This is a genomic window from Undibacterium paludis (assembly GCF_022568815.1).
Taxonomy (GTDB): Bacteria; Pseudomonadota; Gammaproteobacteria; order Burkholderiales; family Burkholderiaceae_D; genus Undibacterium.
Genome location: NZ_JAKZHX010000001.1, coordinates 952877 through 969819, shown reverse-complemented (window position 1 = coordinate 969819; position 16943 = coordinate 952877). Strand labels below are relative to the sequence as shown.

At 50.0% G+C, this 16943-nt stretch carries 9 protein-coding genes and 1 tRNA gene; 5 read left to right on the top strand and 5 right to left on the bottom strand.

Annotated features, from left to right (window positions below):
* Positions 1 to 69 precede the first annotated feature (69 nt).
* Positions 70 to 1122: a DNA polymerase IV gene (gene dinB / locus LZ463_RS04260; RefSeq protein WP_347176240.1), complete on the top strand. Its 1053-nt coding sequence runs from the start codon at positions 70 to 72 to the stop codon at positions 1120 to 1122.
* Positions 1123 to 1154: 32 nt separating this feature from the next.
* On the opposite strand, the gene LZ463_RS04255 is transcribed toward dinB, so the two are convergent.
* The 5 genes from LZ463_RS04255 to LZ463_RS04240 all read right to left on the bottom strand — a co-directional run bounded on the left by LZ463_RS04255 (position 1155) and on the right by LZ463_RS04240 (position 5692).
* Complete coding sequence (locus tag LZ463_RS04255; protein ID WP_241454162.1) at positions 1155 to 1928, bottom strand: substrate-binding periplasmic protein; 774 nt, start codon at positions 1926 to 1928, stop codon at positions 1155 to 1157.
* Between the two features lie 86 nt (positions 1929 to 2014).
* Positions 2015 to 2425, bottom strand: a complete 411-nt coding sequence (locus LZ463_RS04250) for a hypothetical protein (protein ID WP_241454161.1) — start codon at positions 2423 to 2425, stop codon at positions 2015 to 2017.
* Positions 2426 to 2548, bottom strand: a complete 123-nt coding sequence (locus tag LZ463_RS29020; protein WP_277623924.1) for a hypothetical protein — start codon at positions 2546 to 2548, stop codon at positions 2426 to 2428.
* 71 nt (positions 2549 to 2619) lie between these two features.
* Entirely contained in the window at positions 2620 to 5397 is a 2778-nt protein-coding gene (locus LZ463_RS04245) for a M16 family metallopeptidase (RefSeq protein ID WP_241454159.1), read from the bottom strand.
* Between the two features lie 218 nt (positions 5398 to 5615).
* Positions 5616 to 5692, bottom strand: a tRNA-Arg gene (locus LZ463_RS04240).
* A gap of 257 nt (positions 5693 to 5949) precedes the next feature.
* Between LZ463_RS04240 and LZ463_RS04235 the strand changes: the two genes are divergently transcribed.
* The 4 genes from LZ463_RS04235 to LZ463_RS04220 all read left to right on the top strand — a co-directional run bounded on the left by LZ463_RS04235 (position 5950) and on the right by LZ463_RS04220 (position 16923).
* Complete coding sequence (locus tag LZ463_RS04235) at positions 5950 to 6495, top strand: c-type cytochrome (protein WP_241454156.1); 546 nt, start codon at positions 5950 to 5952, stop codon at positions 6493 to 6495.
* 892 nt (positions 6496 to 7387) lie between these two features.
* Positions 7388 to 10489 carry a TonB-dependent receptor gene (locus tag LZ463_RS04230; protein ID WP_241454154.1) on the top strand — a complete coding sequence of 1034 codons (3102 nt, stop codon included), beginning with the start codon at positions 7388 to 7390 and terminating at the stop codon, positions 10487 to 10489.
* A gap of 821 nt (positions 10490 to 11310) precedes the next feature.
* Complete coding sequence (locus LZ463_RS04225; protein WP_241454153.1) at positions 11311 to 14424, top strand: TonB-dependent receptor; 3114 nt, start codon at positions 11311 to 11313, stop codon at positions 14422 to 14424.
* Between the two features lie 756 nt (positions 14425 to 15180).
* On the top strand, positions 15181 to 16923 hold the full coding sequence (locus LZ463_RS04220) for a methyl-accepting chemotaxis protein (protein WP_241454152.1): 1743 nt from the start codon (positions 15181 to 15183) through the stop codon (positions 16921 to 16923).
* The last annotated feature ends 20 nt before the right edge of the window (positions 16924 to 16943 follow it).

The window sequence follows — 16943 nt, the reverse complement described above, 5'->3', positions numbered from 1 at the left end:
GCATGTTCAGTTGTTGTGCTGAATGGATATACAATAACAATAGCGCAAATACTTATTCGGACCCTGGCTGTGAAAAAGATTATCCATTGCGACTGCGACTGTTTTTATGCCGCGATAGAAATGCGCGATAATCCTGCGCTGCGCGGCAAACCGCTGGCGGTGGGTGGCAAGCCTGACCAGCGCGGTGTAGTGGCAACCTGTAATTATGAGGCGCGTCGCTATGGCGTGCGCTCCGCCATGCCGATGTCGCAGGCAGTAAGGCGCTGCCCCGACCTCGTCATCATGCCGCCCAACATGGAAAAATACCGGGTGGCTTCGCGCCAGATCCTGGCCATCTATCGCGACTATACCGAGGCGGTAGAGCCTTTATCGCTCGACGAGGCTTATCTTGATGTCAGTCATGCCAGCCAGCATAAAGGCAGCGCCACCCTGATTGCGCAAGAAATTCGCGCAAGGATCGCAGCGACGGTGGGTATTACGGCTTCGGCAGGTGTCGCCCCCAACAAGTTTCTGGCCAAGATAGCCAGTGACTGGAACAAACCTGATGGCATGTTCGTGATCCTGCCTCATGAGGTAGAAGACTTTGTTGCTGCCTTGCCCGTAGCGCGCCTGCATGGTGTTGGCAAAGTGACCGCGGCCAAATTGCATTCCATGGGCATACAGGAATGTCGTGATTTGTTGAAATGGTCCTTGCCTGACCTGATGCAGCATTTCGGCAAGTTCGGCAACAACCTGTACTTGCTTTGCCGTGGTACAGACAGGCGAGAGGTAAGCGCCTACTCAGAACGCAAATCCGTCAGTGTTGAAGAAACCTATACCAATGACCTGCCTGACCTGACGGCTTGTCAGGCTGAATTACCCGCCTTGTATGCCTCTTTGCAGCAGCGCATGCAAAGGGTCGATGCAGAGGACTGCATACAAAAGCTTTATGTCAAAATCAGGTTCTCTGATTTTCGCATCACGACCGTTGAATGCGGCAGCAAAGTACTTGACCAGGACATCTATGCGCAATTACTGGCAACCGGTTACGCAAGAAAGCAACTGCCAGTACGCCTGCTCGGTCTGGGTACCAGGCTGGCGGATGAAAAAGTCGATCATCAGCTTGATTTGTTTGGTGCTTAGACTGGACGCAGTTTGTATCGGATAGACCTGTGTTAGGGTTGACTATTCTGCATCTGCTGAAAATACAGGTTTTCAATTTTCCTGAGATTGAGTTTTTCCAGGTAGGGGTCAAGCATTTGTTTGTACTTTAATCCTTGCCTGTTACGCTGGAAGCAGATGTGCATGGAAAAATTAGTGACTTCCCTGGGATGAAAAACGATGCTGTCACGGCCTGGTTTCAGACTGGGTTCGGTGATCAGTAACTGACGCAATACATCCTTGCCGACTATTGCCAGGTCGACCCGCCCGGCCATCAGTTTGCGCAAATTGCTGATGTCTGACGGTGCGACATCAAGTCTTAGCTGTTCTTTCCTGACTTCGGCATCAAATTCTTCGCCATTGGCATAGTCTTGTACGACACCGATCGTCAGGCCTTTCAGGTCCGTATAGTTTTTCCAGTCAAAATGCCTGTCTTTTAAATAGGCAAAGCCGACGATGCTGTTGCCCAGCGGCGCAGAAAAATAACAGGTCTTCTCGCGCTCTTTCAAATAGAAGGCCGGGAAGTAGCCAGCATAGCCAGGGTCGTTGAGTCCGAGCTGGACGGCACGGCTCCAGGGGGTATAGCTGATATGGGTATCGATCCCTGCCTGTATGGCCGCTGACTTGACGATGACGGATGTCAAGCCTTCATCTGGCAGGTGCGAGCCGACATAGGGCGACCATTCCAGTGAAGCCAGGTTCATGACTGGCTTGTCGGCGGCCAGCAGCGATACGCCTGGCAGGCATAACAGCATGATAAAAATATAGCGAAAAAACCGGACACTCATGGCGCAGGATTTGCGTTTGCAAAAGCTCAGTGTAGCCCAACTTGGTGAGGCTGAACTGAGCTTTGCTCAAATATCCCGCCCTGGTTTTAAGAGCTGCCCGGATACCTGCTGCGCTGTAACCTGTCACTGCCACCTGCAGCGATGCGCTCAAACAGGTCGTCCAGTCCGGTAAACAAATCCCATTGATCGACTTGCAATTTCTGCGCAATGGCATGGATGACCAGCATTTCCAGCTGTTCTTCACGCTTGCCTTTCCATAACTTGTCAGCCAGGGCAATCGACAATTCTTCGAGGCTCAAGCCGCTTTGCCGCCACTGCGCGTGGGTTACGCGACATCTGGCGATGGCGCTGTCGACGCCACGCGCCAGCAGCATTTTTTCGTCGGCAGGCTCGTGTAGGGAACCAGGCCCTTCCAGTTCTTGTGGGTGCAGGATTTTTCCTGCGTCATGCATGGCGACACCCAAGCGTATCAGGTTGGCATCGAATGGCAAGTGCATTTATTCGTACTTGTTTATCAATATCTCAGCGGCTTCGTCTTCCAGTTTGACATGCGTGAGTAATCGTTGCGGCGCGCCGAGTTCGCTTAATAAATCATAGGCATCTTCAGGTGTACTGAGCATGGCAGGTCCGTAAAAAAATTGCCCGGTTTCCCGGGCAAAATTGAAATATGAATTGAAAGATCAATGAAGAATTATTTGAAATCGCCGGCAAATACCCGCAAGGTTTTTTCATAGCCGAGATACTTGGCCATGACGTCCTTCACTTGTGTCAGCGTCAGTGCCTGGATTTTTTTCTCAAGTTCTGCCTGGAATTGCATGTTGCGGCCAAGGTAAAGATTGATCGCCAGATTGGATGCCAGCATGCCGTCCTGGCTGCGTTCCAACTGATATTGCTGGATCAGGCTCTTCTTGCCGTCTTCAAGCTCTGCTGTCGTAAAACCTTCCTTGATGACACGCGTCAATTCCTCACGCATGCCGGTTTCCAGCTTGACGCGATTTTGCGGTGCATAAATTGCCCCCATGGAAAAGCTGCTCACATCTTCAAAATTTGAAGCAACCAGACTGGAACCACCACCATAACTGACCCCATCTTTCTGACGAATGCGGTTCAGTATGCGCGAATTGGCGCTGCCACCGAACAGATAATTGGCGAGTACCAACGCCGGATAATCCGGGTGTTTGTTACCGACAGGAATTTGTTGGTTAGCCATGAAGAAAGCGTTGGCCTTGTCAGGGGTAATAATCTGTTTTTCATCGGCTTTAGTCTCATGAAATGGTCGAGGGAGGCGGGTGAATTTTTGGGTTGCGCTCCAGTCACCGAAGGCAGATTGCATATCAGTTTTTACCCTGGCTGCATCAAATTCACCAACGACGGCAAGCTGCACCTGATTGGTCTGGCTTGCACCATAGAACTCTTTCCAGAATGCGCGTACATCACTGAGCCTGGCCGCTTTTAGCTGAGCAATTTTTTCATCGATGCTGCGGTTGTAGCGCGGATCATCGCTGGCGTAGACGTTACCGGCTTTTCTGGCTGCGTCGATAGCAACTGCCTGCGGGTCCTTACGTGATTCTTCGAGTTGCGTCAGTTGTACATTGACCAGTTGTGTAAATTCAGCTTCGCTGAAAGCGGGCCGACGCAGGGCATCGCTGAGCAATTCGATGACACGCGGCAGGTTGTCACGTACTGTTTCCACGTCAATCGTGGCAGAACTGGCGTCGCCATTGATCTGCAGCTTGGTCTTGAGTTTATCAAGCTCTTCGGTGAATTGCTGGTGACTGAGTTTTTCTGTTCCCCGGCTCAGCATGCCAGGTACCAGTGCCGCAGCTCCAGACTTGCCCTTGAGATTATTTTCATCGCCAAAGTTCAGGCGCAAGGACATGACTACGGTATTACCTCTGGTGGTCTTGGGCAGGAAAGCGTATTTCATGCCATTGCCCAGTGTGCCAGTCTGTGTACGCTTGTCGATGTTGTCGGCAGAAGCTATAAAGTTTTCTGCCTGGGCCACGGCAGTGCCGGGTTTGAACTGTTTGATCTGTTCATCCACGGCGACTTTGGCCGGTGCGGGTACGCGATCAGGTTTTTCAGTCGGGATAAAGCTGCCGGAAGTACGGTTGCTGGCTTTCAGCCAGGTGGTGGCTACCCTTTGTACATCGTCAACCTTGAGCGCCCTGGCGCGGTCCCGGAACAGGAAGAACAGGCGCCAGTCACCCGATGCGATGCTTTCGGACAGGGCTACACCAAATTTCTCAGGGTCATTGAAAATCTGTGCGAGGTCAGAGTCGAGCTTGGCCTTGGCTCGTGTTAATTCGGCCTCTGTCACCGGGGACTTGTCAAAGCTTTCTATGACATCGAGCAGGATCTTCTTGGCTTCGGGCAGGTTTTGCTCAGCACGCAAATTGGCGCCCAGCAGCAAAAAGCCCGGCTCTTCCAGATTGGCTGCCCAGGGGAAGACATCGGATGTTTTCTTGGTTTCGACCAGCGCCTTGTACAGGCGGCCATTCGGCGTATCACCAAGGATCAGGGCCAGTGCTTCGGTCGCGGCATAGTCAGGGTGGGCGGCCGGTACCGTGTGGTAGAGCGCAGCTATGGCTTGCGATTCGCCGACGCGGCGTACCGTGACATCACGTTCGCCATCCTGCGCTGGGTCCAGGGTATAGGTGGTTTCCAGCGCACGTTTTGGTTTGGGTATCTTGCCAAACTGGGTGGCGATCCATTGCAAGGCCTGCTTTGCATCAAACGCGCCAGCGACGATCAGGGTGGCGTTGTCAGGTTGATAGTATCTGCGCCAGAACGCCTGCAAGTGAGGGATATTGACGTTTTCCACATCGGTACGCGCACCGATGGTGTCCTTGCCATAGTTGTGCCATTGGTGGGCGCTGGCAATGATACGTTGCATCAGCATGCCTACGCCAGAATTCTCATTCTTTTCCATTTCATTGCGCACCACCGAGAATTCGGTTTTCAGGTCCTCACCAGAAATACGCGAATTGACCATGCGGTCGGCTTCCATACTGAGTGCCCACGCCAGGGTCTCGGGCTTGGCGGCAAAGGTTTCATAGTAATTGGTGCGGTCCAGCCAGGTCGTGCCATTGAACTGCACGCCGCGTTGTGACATTTCTTCCCACAGGCGTGGATGCGACTTGCTGCCCTTGAACATCAGGTGCTCGAGCAGATGCGCCATACCGGTTTCACCATAGTTTTCATGGCGTGAACCGACCTTGTAAGTGATATTGACTGTCGTGGTCGGTTTGCTGGCATCCGGTACCAGCAAGATGCGCAAGCCATTGGCCAGTTGATATTCATCGATGCCCTCGACCTGGCGGACGAATTGTACGCCAGCGGGTAAAGCGGCTCTGGCCTGTGCCGTAGCCGTATCTGCCGCCAGGGCTGCCGGCAGGTGGACCAGGGTAGTGAAAGCCATCGCCAGTGACAGGCTGATATGGCTGAGGCGCAAACGTGAAGATTTCATGGGGCGACCTTTATCTGTAAAGCAGATGGAAACGATTGTTGATACAGGCCTGTACCCTGCATCCGGTTTAAGCATGGCGTAAGACCGCGGCAGGGAGGCTTCAGTTCAAATCAGGAAATACTTGTAAAGCGGGCAAGCATAGTACATGCATGGCAAGTTCGACAAGTGCTGTCTTGACTGTCCGGTTTATTTGATGATTGAGGAGCATGGGAGGAGGTTGGCGCGCCAGACACGAATCGAACGTGCGACCCCAGCCTTCGGAGGGCTGTACTCTATCCAACTGAGCTACTGGCGCGTGGGCATGCATCGTGAAGTACTCATAATGCAAGGACAACATTCTACCCTAATTTGTGCTTTGCCTTCAGCATAAAACCAGGGAAATTGTCGTTAATCCTGGTTGATTTTCCTGAATCTTCGTCTGAAGTAGCCGCTTTTCGTTCCAAACGTGGCGCTTTCGCACTATAATTCCAAGCTTTGGCACTTGCCAAGGTATTTGCCAGGCTGCATAAACTAAAGATTTTCTGTACCTAATTTATTTGCATTGAGGAAACCATGAGCGACGCGCACGACGAACACGAATCAGCGATCAAGACCCCTAAGCAACTTATCGTTGCTGTTCTCGCCGGATTCCTGGTCCCCATTATTGCCATTGTTTTGCTGGTACAGTTTGTATCGAATGACAAAAAAGTTGGTGCAGGTTCTTCCGCGCAGACACAGGAAGCAATCGCTGCCCGTATCAGTCCGGTTGCAGATCAGGGCTTTACCTTCAAAGATGCCAATGGACCTAAAGTATTGCAGTCTGGTGAATCTGTATACAAAACAATTTGCGCCGCCTGTCATGATAGCGGTGCTGCCGGTTCTCCTAAATTCGGCGATGCCAGCGCCTGGGGTCCACGTATTGCCCAAGGCTATGACAAGGTTGTTGCAAATGCAATCGGCGGTCTGCGCGCCATGCCAGCCAAAGGCGGCAATCCTGACCTGGATGATGTTGAAGTTGCGCGTGCTGTGGTCCATATGGCCAATGCCGGCGGTGCAAAATTCAAGGAGCCAGAAGTAAAAGCTGCTGCAGCAGCTTCTGCCGAGGCTTCAGCAAAATAAGCTGATTTTTCTCAGATATAAAAAAGCCAGTCTCAGACTGGCTTTTTTTTCGCCCTCATCGGGCAGTAATACGACCCAGTTCACAACAAGTGGCATCTGAAATGCAGATGATTCCAGGCTTTGAAGGGAGATGCGAATAGTTTGTCATGCTTTTGACCTGATTTGCAGGTAAAAATTATTTTTCAGAATTGAGCAAGGAAAAAATATTTTTTTTTACGGAACTTTTTTAATTTGCACTATACATGTGCAAGACACATAACTGTTTCCTCAGTTTTTGCTTGAATTTGCTTTAGAACAAATATATGGAAGTATCCATAAAAGCATACGATTTATGGTTTTCATTTGGGTATTTTTTGTATTTTCTGATTTTTATTCAGCTTTTTTGACGTGTGCTAGATGTATATGCGAAATCAGCGAAATCCAGTTATTTTCAGATATTTTTTGAGCTTTTCTATTTCAGTTAAGAGTAGTCAGCAAATCACAAACGAATGCTGCATTTTGGACGTTGTTTTTTAGCGAATCAGACAAAATGGGTAGATTGACATCGTTTCTTGAGAATGTTTCTATGCGTTACAAATTTTTTTATTGAATAGGCTTCAAGGTTTGTACAGGTATCTTCATCCCATATTTTGCGGTGATCGTCCCAGACTTCCTTGCAGGTGGACAGACAAAAACTGCACGATTCGATAAATCAATTTGTGGAGGAGTTGAATAAGGCAAGAGTGGCGTTGCCTGATGAACTACGGAGCACCGGGATCAGCCAGTCCGGCGTTCTGATCAGATAGGGATCAGGTTGCAAGCGTACCTTGTTTTATTTGAGTAAGTTGCACAGGGAGGGCCTTATCCAGGTGATTCTGTGTAATTTAATGTCAATGCAAACTTAGGAAATTACATGTCTAAAAATAGTCTTGTATTCAAAAAGACACTGGTTGCCCGCGCGTTAATGCTTGCGTTTGGGGCTGGTGTAATGACAGTGGGTATCAACCCTGTCGCCATGGCGCAATCGAATACCACGGGTACGATTTCTGGCAAGGTCGCGGTCAAAGCGAACACCAGCATTTCCATCGTTGGTGTGGATAATGGTGTGAAGCGTAGCATCACGCCAGATGCAAGCGGTACTTTCCGTGCAACGTCTGTACCAGTTGGTAACTATAAAGTTTCCCTGCTCGAAGGCGCGAATGTTGTCGGTACCCAGGACCTCGAAGTCCGTATCGGCCAGGACAGCGAAGCGACCTTCGGCACCCAGGTCGTGCAGATCACTCAGCGCGCCAAAACAATTGACGTTAAAACTTCGAATTCCGGGTCTTCTTTCACCGCCAAAGAATTGGCCGTATTGCCAGTGGCGCCACAAATCGCCAACATCGTTCAGCTGGCTGGCGGCACGACCCGCGGTGACTCACGCTTTGGTAACAATGCAGCCAGCTTTGGTGGCTCAAGCTCAGCAGAAAATGCGGCTTACATCAACGGTTTCCCTGTCACCAGTAGCCTGTACCAGATCGGTTATTCTTCCCTGCCTTTCGGCTCCATTGCTGAAGCCCAGGTGATCACTGGTGGTTACGGTGCAGAATTCGGTCGCTCCACTGGCGGTGTGGTAAACATCACAACCAAGAGCGGTACTAACAATTGGGAAGTCGGCGCTGGCTTTACCTACGCCCCTAATTCCCTGCGCGCAACGCCAAAAAATATCCTGTTCCCAAAAACAGGTGCGCCGGTCAATGCCGCTACTGATGGCACGATCTGGAACTACAAGGCAGGCGACGTACAGAATGAAAAAATCTATAACGCTTCTGTCAGCGGTCCTATCATCAAGGACAAGCTGTTTATTTATGTTGGTGCCGAGCTGAACCAGACTGACCGTCAGACTGCCCGTCTGGCGTCAAGCAGCACAGCCAATGCAAAAACTGGCTGGCTGGAAGAAAAATCTGAAGTGCCACGTTACATCGTCAAGCTGGACTGGAATATCAATGACGATCACCGCCTCGAGTACACCCGCATCGGCGATGAATCCAAGGTTGATGACAAATATTTCGGCTTTGATTATGCAACTAAACAGCGTGGCTATACTCAGTTTGGCGGCGCAACCTTCAAGAACTATGCATCCGGTATCCTGGGCCTGAACGCCAACGGCGCTGCGCTGTCGGCTGCACAAGGTTCCAACATCGATATTCTGAAGTACACAGGCTATCTGACCAATGATTTGACCGTGCTGGCTTTGATCGGCCAGGCCAAGACAGACCGCAAACAAGATCCTTTCGGCTATACACCGGGTCTGCGTCCTATTACTGCAGCTGATGCCAACCGTGCACCTGGCGTCAACTACACGCCAACTGATCCACAAAACTTCACCGGCGCGCTCCTGCGTGACGGTGCTGGCGATCAGAACAAAGGTTACCGCCTTGACCTTGAATACAAGTTGAATAAAGAGCACACAATCCGTGGTGGTCTCGATTACAACAAGATCACAGCAGTCATGGGTACCCAGGCAGCAGGTGGTGGACAATGGATTTACTTGCGTGCCACCGATCCTAACGCTGTTCTGTCAGGTCACAATATCTCCCCTGCAGCAGGTGGCGGTCTTGGTACCAACGGTTACTATGTACGTGAAAACATCACTTCCGGCGGTTTGACACCGTCTGTCAAGCAATCCGCGTTCTACATCGAAGACCGTTATCAGATAACTAAAGACGTACTGATCACAATGGGTCTGCGTAATGAATCCTTCTCCAACATGAACGGTATTGGCGAAGTTTTCGTTGAACAGAAAAACATGTGGGCGCCACGTCTGGCTGCTGCGTGGGATGTCAACGGCGACGGTTCGCTGAAAGTATTCGGTACTGCTGGCCGTTATCATCTGCAACTGCCAACCAATCTGGCTGTGCGTTTTGCCGGTGCTTCCCTCAATACCGACAAGTTCTATACCTATACTGGCGTAGATCCTAAAACTGGTGCTCCATTGGGCTTGAACGCGATCAGTGGCGTTTTGTCTGCCAATGCTGAATTTGGCCAGGACAAAGTTGCCAACGAATTGGCCGCGACCAATCTGAAGGCTCATCATCAGGATGAAATCAATTTCGGTTTCGAGAAAGCGCTGACACCAGAATTCAACGGCGGTGCGAAGTTTACTTACCGTAAGCTGAAAAACACCATCGATGATTATTCTGATCCTCGTGTAATCTGGAGGAAACTTGGAGCAGATGCCAAGTATCTGCAAGACAATGGCTGGAACGGTGCTCTGTTCAATCCAGGTCAGGACAATACTTTCATCGTGCCTATCGGTGGTGGCAAGCAACGTGCTGTCACAGTGACGGCGGCAGAAGCAGGTTTCCCGGAAGCAGCGAAACGTGAATACACAGCGCTGGAATTCATGCTGGAACACCCTATGCGTAACAGCTGGTATGGTAAATTTAACTATACCTGGTCACGTACAGAAGGTAACCAGGAAGGTCTGACCAAGTCTGACAATGGTCAATCCGACGTCGGTAACAGCTCTTTGTGGGATTTCCCGGAAGCGATGATCAACAGTAGCGGTTTGCTGCCAAATGATCGTACTCATCAGTTCAAGGCATACGGCATGTATGAATTCACACCAGAATTCGCTGTTGGCGCCAACTTGCTGGTCGCATCTGGCCGTCCAAAATCACTGACTTGCAACATTCCTTCCTCAATGGATCAGGAAGGTCTGGGCCTGTCACAATACGGTTCCGTGTTCTACCTGTGCCCGGCCGGTGTGCCTAATGGCCGTGGTGCTGCTGGTAGATTGCCATGGGACAAACGTCTGGATCTGAACTTCATGTACAAGCCAACTCAAGTCAAAGGCATGTTGTTGAAGGTAGATGTCCTGAATGTATTCAACTCTCAAGTTGCTGAACGTATCGACGAAGGTTACAACGTCGCTGCTGCTGGTAATGCGATCAGCCCGACTGCAGGTCAGGAAACAGCTTACACAGCACCACGCTCTGTCCGCTTGTCAGTACAATACAACCACAAGTTCTGATAGCTTAGTAGCAAGAAAAAACCCGCAAGCGTGCTTGCGGGTTTTTTTACGTCCAAAGCCAGGGCAATCATTGCCTGATTACCAATACATGAATTTTGTCTCATTAAAGATACAGAAAAAGACATGTATTTAAATATATCAACACCTGTCAACATCGCTTGCTGCTCATTATTACAGCAATAAAATGCACAATTTATCAGCAAGCAGAGTTGCTCTTTTGAAAATATTCTTGAGTTGGTTCAAATCTTTACAGAAAAAATATCAAAAACACCACGAATTTTTATTCATTCAATTCTCATAGCTGATAATAAAATTTTGTTCCAGCATCCCTAGGGTGAATTAAAGCGAATTATGTTGCCGTCGGTAATAACGATGAAAACAAATGGTGCGCAATGCACCAAAAAATCCTGAGGTAACCGAATGATTTTTGATACCTGCTTTTCTGGCAGGGTGGTTATTTTAATAATAAAAAATCAATCTTGACACTGAAACAGTCAAATGGTTCCATGCCATATAAGTATTTTTTGACAGAAAAATTTACATTTCCACTTTTCCTATTTAAAGAAAATTGAGCAAGTTTCTTGTGGATATGGAATGTGGACCATTTTTTAACTGTTAAGAATATTTGTTCTGAATTGCAATAAATTGCAGAAATACATGAAAGCTGCACAATGCCATGGAGGGGAAATTACATCCGGTTAAGGCGTGCATCTGGGGGTTTTTCTTGTTTTTGCAAGCAGGAGGGAGAAGTTACACGAATTTAGTGAGTTGAAGGTCATTTCGTGTTACGTGTTAATGATACAAATACTTAGGAAAAACACATGTCTAAAAATAGTCTAGTATTTAAAAAGACACTGGTTGCCCGCGCGTTAATGCTTGCGTTTGGAGCCGGTGTAATGACAGTGGGTATCAACCCTGTCGTCATGGCGCAATCGAATACCACCGGTACGATTTCTGGCAAGGTCGCGGTCAAAGCGAACACCAGCATTTCCATCGTTGGTGTGGATAATGGTGTGAAGCGCACCATCACACCAGACGCCAACGGTACTTTCCGCGCAACGTCTGTACCGGTTGGTAACTATAAAGTTTCCCTGCTCGAAGGCGCGAGTGTTGTCGGTACCCAGGACCTCGAAGTCCGTATCGGCCAGGACAGCGAAGCGACTTTCGGCACCCAGGTTGTGCAGATCACCCAGCGCGCCAAGGCAATTGATGTCAAGAGTTCCAATTCAGGCTCTTCTTTCACCGCCAAGGAATTGGCTGTATTGCCAGTAGCGCCACAAGTTGCCAACATCGTTCAGTTGGCCGGTGGTACGACTCGCGGCGATAGCCGTTATGGTAATAATGCCGCCAGCTTCGGTGGCTCCAGCTCCTCTGAAAATGCGGCTTACATCAATGGTTTCCCTGTCACCAGCAGCCTGTACCAGATCGGTTATTCTTCCCTGCCTTTCGGCTCCATTGCTGAAGCCCAGGTCATCACTGGCGGTTATGGTGCAGAGTTCGGCCGTTCTACCGGTGGCGTGATCAATATCACGACCAAGAGCGGTACCAATACCTGGGAAGTCGGCGCCGGTTTCACTTACGCACCGAATTCCCTGCGTGCCACGCCCAAGAACATCATGTACCCGAATACGGGAGCACCTGCCAACAAAGGCACTGACGGTACGATCTGGAACTACAAGGCTGGTGACGTACAGAATGAAAAAATCTATAACGCTTACATCAGCGGCCCTATCATCAAGGACAAACTGTTCTTGTACTTTGGTGGTGAACTGAACCAGACTGACCGTCAGACTGCCCGCCTGGCATCGAGCAATACAACCAATAACAAGCTGGGTTGGCTGGAACAGAAATCTGAAGTGCCACGCTACATCGCCAAGCTGGACTGGAATATCACTGATGATCACCGCCTTGAGTACACCCGCATTGGTGATGAATCCAAGGTCGATGACAAATACTTCGGCTTTGACTACGCAACCAAGCAGCGCGGTTATACCCAGTTTGGTGGCGCGACCTTCAAGAACTATGCATCTGGCATCTTGGGCCTGAACGCCAACGGTGCTGCGCTGGCTGCTGCACAAGGTTCCAATGTTGATATCCTGAAGTACACAGGCTATCTGACCAATGACCTGACTTTGCTGGCTTTGATCGGCCAGGCAAAGACTGAGCGCAAACAAGACCCGTTTGGTTACATACCAGGCGTACGCCCGATCACTGCGGCTGAAGCGAACCGCGTACCAGGCATCAACTACACGCCAACAGATCCGCAAGGCTTTACTGCTGCCTTGTTGCGTGATGGCGCCAACGATACCAACAAGGGTTATCGTCTCGACGTCGAATACAAGCTGAACAAAGAACACACAGTTCGCGCCGGTCTTGATTACAACAAAATCACAGCGGTAGCCGGTACTGTTGCAGCTGGTGGCGGTAACTGGATTTATCTGCGCGCAACCAATCCAAACGCGGTCCTGTCTGGTCATAACATTTCCCCGGCAGCTGGCGGCGGTTACGGTAAAGATGGTTACTACGTCCAGGAAAACATCACCTCTGTTGGTTCTACACCATCCGTCAAGCAATCCGCGCAGTACATAGAAGATCGCTACCAGGTGACGAAAGACATCCTGCTGACCTTCGGTCTGCGTAATGAATCCTTTTCCAACATGAATGGTAAAGGTGAAGTTTTCGTTGAGCAGAAGAGCATGCTCGCTCCACGTTTCGCCGCAGCCTGGGATGTCAATGGCGATGGCTCCCTGAAAGTATTCGGTACTGCCGGCCGTTACCACTTGCAATTGCCAGCCAACCTGGCTGTGCGTTTTGCCGGTGTTTCCGTGAATACTGACAAGTTCTATACCTATACCGGCGTTGATCCAAAAACCGGCGCACCGACAGGTTTGAATGCTATCAGTAATGTTGTTTCTGCCAATAATGAATTTGGTAATGAACAGACAGCCAATGAACTGGCAGCCGTCAACCTGAAGGCCCACTATCAGGATGAAATCAATATCGGTTTCGAAAAAGCACTGACGCCAGAATTCAATGGTGGCGTGAAGTTTACTTATCGTAAGCTGAAAAACACCATCGACGATTATTCTGATGTGCGTCCTATCCTGAAACAACTGTCAGGCGCTGAACGTGCTTATCTGGATAACCTGGGCTGGCATGGTGCCCTGTTCAATCCTGGCCAGGACAACACTTTCATTGTTCCGGTCAATGCCAATGGCGGTCAGCGCGCGATTACTGTGACAGCAGCCCAGGCAGGTTTCCCTGAAGCAGCGAAACGTACTTACACAGCGCTGGAATTCATGCTGGAACATCCGCTGCGCAACAGCTGGTATGGTAAGTTCAACTACACCTGGTCACGTAGCGAAGGTAACCAGGAAGGTCAGACCAAGTCTGATAATGGTCAGTCTGACGTAGGTTTCAGCTCTCTGTGGGACTTCCCGGAAACCATGATCAATGGTAGTGGTCTGTTGCCAAATGATCGTACCCATCAGTTCAAGGCATATGGTATGTATGAGTTCACACCAGAACTTGCTGTTGGTGCCAATGTCCTGGTCGCATCCGGCCGCCCAAAATCACTGACTTGCAACATCCCTTCCGCAATGGATCAGGAAGGCCTGGGTCTGTTCCAGTACGGCTCCATTTTCTACCTGTGCCCAGCCAGCACTGGTATTCCAAATGGTCGTGGCGCACTGGGCAAACTGCCTTGGGATAAACGCCTGGATCTCAACTTCATGTACAAGCCACGTCAGGTCAAGGGCTTGCTGTTGAAGGCAGATATCCTGAATGTGTTCAACTCTCAAGTTGCTGACCGTATTGATGAAGGCTACAACACCAGCCGTGCTGGCGATGCAGTCAGCCCGACTGCTGGCCAGGAAACATCTTACACAGCGCCGCGCTCCATCCGTTTGTCCGTGCAGTACAACCACAAGTTCTGATCTAGTCCAGTCAGGATAGCAATTGAAAAAGCCCGCAAGCATGCGCTTGCGGGTTTTTTTTGGTGCATGCACATGCCAGGAAATAACCAGATCATCTGACGTTACTACCATTCTCGCATAGGACGGAGCTCGTATTTTTGATGGCGCGCTCAGGAATGGTGCCTGGGTATGTCAAGGTTGAGGACGGAATCCGGTACCGGGATTGTGAATTATTGTTGATACGACATGCAGACGTAAAAAATTTTTTAAACAAAAACTGATCAACGGGAAAGGTCAGAACGGCTTCAGGAGTGCAAGCAAAATATATACAAATTTGATCAAGAAATGCCACGAGCGAATGGAAAAGCCGGAATTCATTGTAGAAAATTTAGTAAAAGCATCTATCAGGCAAGGATAGTTAACCTGCAAAAAAATTAGGCAAATTTGTAAACCTGCAGAAATGAAAATATTTTCTTTTCATATCGGTAAATAACATGTAATTTCGTGCTAACACCGAGAGTAAAAACTTCTTGCTACTGAGAAAAATTCGAGTATATTTCTAACTTTATCGGCTATTTTTCGGTATTTTGAGCGCTTTAGCTGACATATCAGCCTTCACTTTGTTGTGATGAAACTGGGATGAAAACCTGAAATTTTGCACCAATTCAGGGCGCTCTTTAATAGGTAGCATGGAAGTTTGATAAAAAATTTTCGCCAACAAGCGAATAGTATCTTCAACCTCTTTTCCAACCAGTCAAGCAAATGAATTTATCAAATATGACAGTAAGTAAACGTCTGGGGCTGGGTTTTGCTCTGGTTTTGGCCTTGTTAATTGCGGTAACTGCCGTCGGCATTTCAAGAATGTCGCAGATACAGGGGCGATTGGAAAAGATAGTCAATGTCAGCAACGCCGAGACCCGTCTGGCGCTGGACATGCGCGCCATTGTTTATGACCGCCTGGTTTCATTGCGTAACCTGACCTTGCTCAATGATGCTGCGGACATGGAACCGGAACTGGCGAAGATTGCTGAGCAAACGAAAAAGTACGCAGCGGCTGATGAAAAGCTCAACAAGATGGCGACTGAAGACGGCAGTGTGTCCGCCGAAAAGAAAGCCTTGCTGGGCAAGCTGAAAGAAGCAGAAAGCGCTGCGGCGGCCCTGCCGGCGAAAGCGCAGGAACTGGGGCTGGCCAACAATGCCGAAGCTGCCACCATCACCCTCATCAAGAAACTGCGTCCGGTCCAAAAAAAATGGCTTGATACGCTCGATGAGCTGGTAACACTCGAAGATAAACTCAATACCCAGACTGCTGATGAAGCAAGCGGGGCTTTCAAGGCGGCCACGACATTGATGCTGGTACTTGGCGGGCTGGCATTGCTGGCGGGCCTGGGCGCAGCCTGGTACATCAGCCGCAGTCTGTTGAAGCAACTCGGTGGTGAACCTGACTACGCTGCATCCATTGCCGGACAGATTGCCGCCGGTGACCTGACTTCACCTATTGATCTTAAGTCCGGGGATCGTGCCAGCCTGTTATTTGAAATGAAAAACATGCGCGACAGCCTGGTCAATATTGTTGCCCAAGTTCGTAACGGCACGGACACCATTGCTACTGCGTCAAGTGAAATTGCGACGGGCAACCTGGATTTGTCTTCCCGCACTGAACAACAAGCCAGTTCACTGGAAAAAACCACGTCTTCGATGAAGGAACTGACGACGACAGTGAAACAGAATGCCGACAATGCCCGTGAAGCCAACCAGCTTGCCGCATCGGCATCTGAAGTGGCCCGCCAGGGTGGTGTGGTGGTGGCCCAGGTGGTTGATACCATGGGCTCCATCAACGAGTCATCGAAGAAAATCGTCGACATCATCAGTGTGATTGACGGTATCGCTTTCCAGACCAATATTCTGGCTCTGAATGCTGCGGTTGAAGCTGCCCGTGCCGGTGAACAGGGACGTGGCTTTGCCGTGGTGGCGGCTGAAGTACGCAATCTGGCACAACGCAGTGCCGCTGCTGCAAAAGAAATCAAGACCCTGATCGGTACTTCTGTCGAGAAGGTCGAGATTGGCACCAAGCTGGTCGGTCAGGCTGGTGTCACCATTGACCAGGTGGTTTCCAGCGTCAAGCATGTGACCGACATCATTGCAGAAATCAGCGCTGCCAGCCAGGAACAAAGCGTAGGCATCGAACATGTCAACCACGCCATCATAGAAATGGACGGCGTCACCCAGCAGAATGCTGCGCTGGTCGAGCAGGCTGCCGCAGCCGCACAGAGTCTGCAGGACCAGGCATCTGAGCTGGCCAAAGTGGTCAGCGTTTTCAAGCTGCATGTTGGCGAACGTGCCCAGCAAATCGCTGCACCTGTTTCCGCGCCTGCAGCACCAGTGCGTCGTGTGGAGCCCGTCGTAGCCATCAAAACTAAAGGCAGGGCTACCCAGATCAAATCTCTGCCTGCTGCCAAAGCTGCCCCAAAAAAAGCTGCTGCCGCAAACAGCAGTGCTGATGAGTGGGAAGAGTTTTAAGCTCCACCTGTTCAGGCTTA

Coding starts and splice junctions, on each gene's coding strand:
- LZ463_RS04235 (WP_241454156.1), top strand. CDS start 5,950: ATGAGCGACGCGCACGACGAACACGAATCAGCGATCAAGACCCCTAAG.
- LZ463_RS04245 (WP_241454159.1), bottom strand. CDS start 5,397: ATGAAATCTTCACGTTTGCGCCTCAGCCATATCAGCCTGTCACTGGCG.
- LZ463_RS04255 (WP_241454162.1), bottom strand. CDS start 1,928: ATGAGTGTCCGGTTTTTTCGCTATATTTTTATCATGCTGTTATGCCTG.
- LZ463_RS29020 (WP_277623924.1), bottom strand. CDS start 2,548: ATGCTCAGTACACCTGAAGATGCCTATGATTTATTAAGCGAACTCGGC.
- LZ463_RS04250 (WP_241454161.1), bottom strand. CDS start 2,425: ATGCACTTGCCATTCGATGCCAACCTGATACGCTTGGGTGTCGCCATG.
- LZ463_RS04220 (WP_241454152.1), top strand. CDS start 15,181: ATGACAGTAAGTAAACGTCTGGGGCTGGGTTTTGCTCTGGTTTTGGCC.
- LZ463_RS04225 (WP_241454153.1), top strand. CDS start 11,311: ATGTCTAAAAATAGTCTAGTATTTAAAAAGACACTGGTTGCCCGCGCG.
- LZ463_RS04230 (WP_241454154.1), top strand. CDS start 7,388: ATGTCTAAAAATAGTCTTGTATTCAAAAAGACACTGGTTGCCCGCGCG.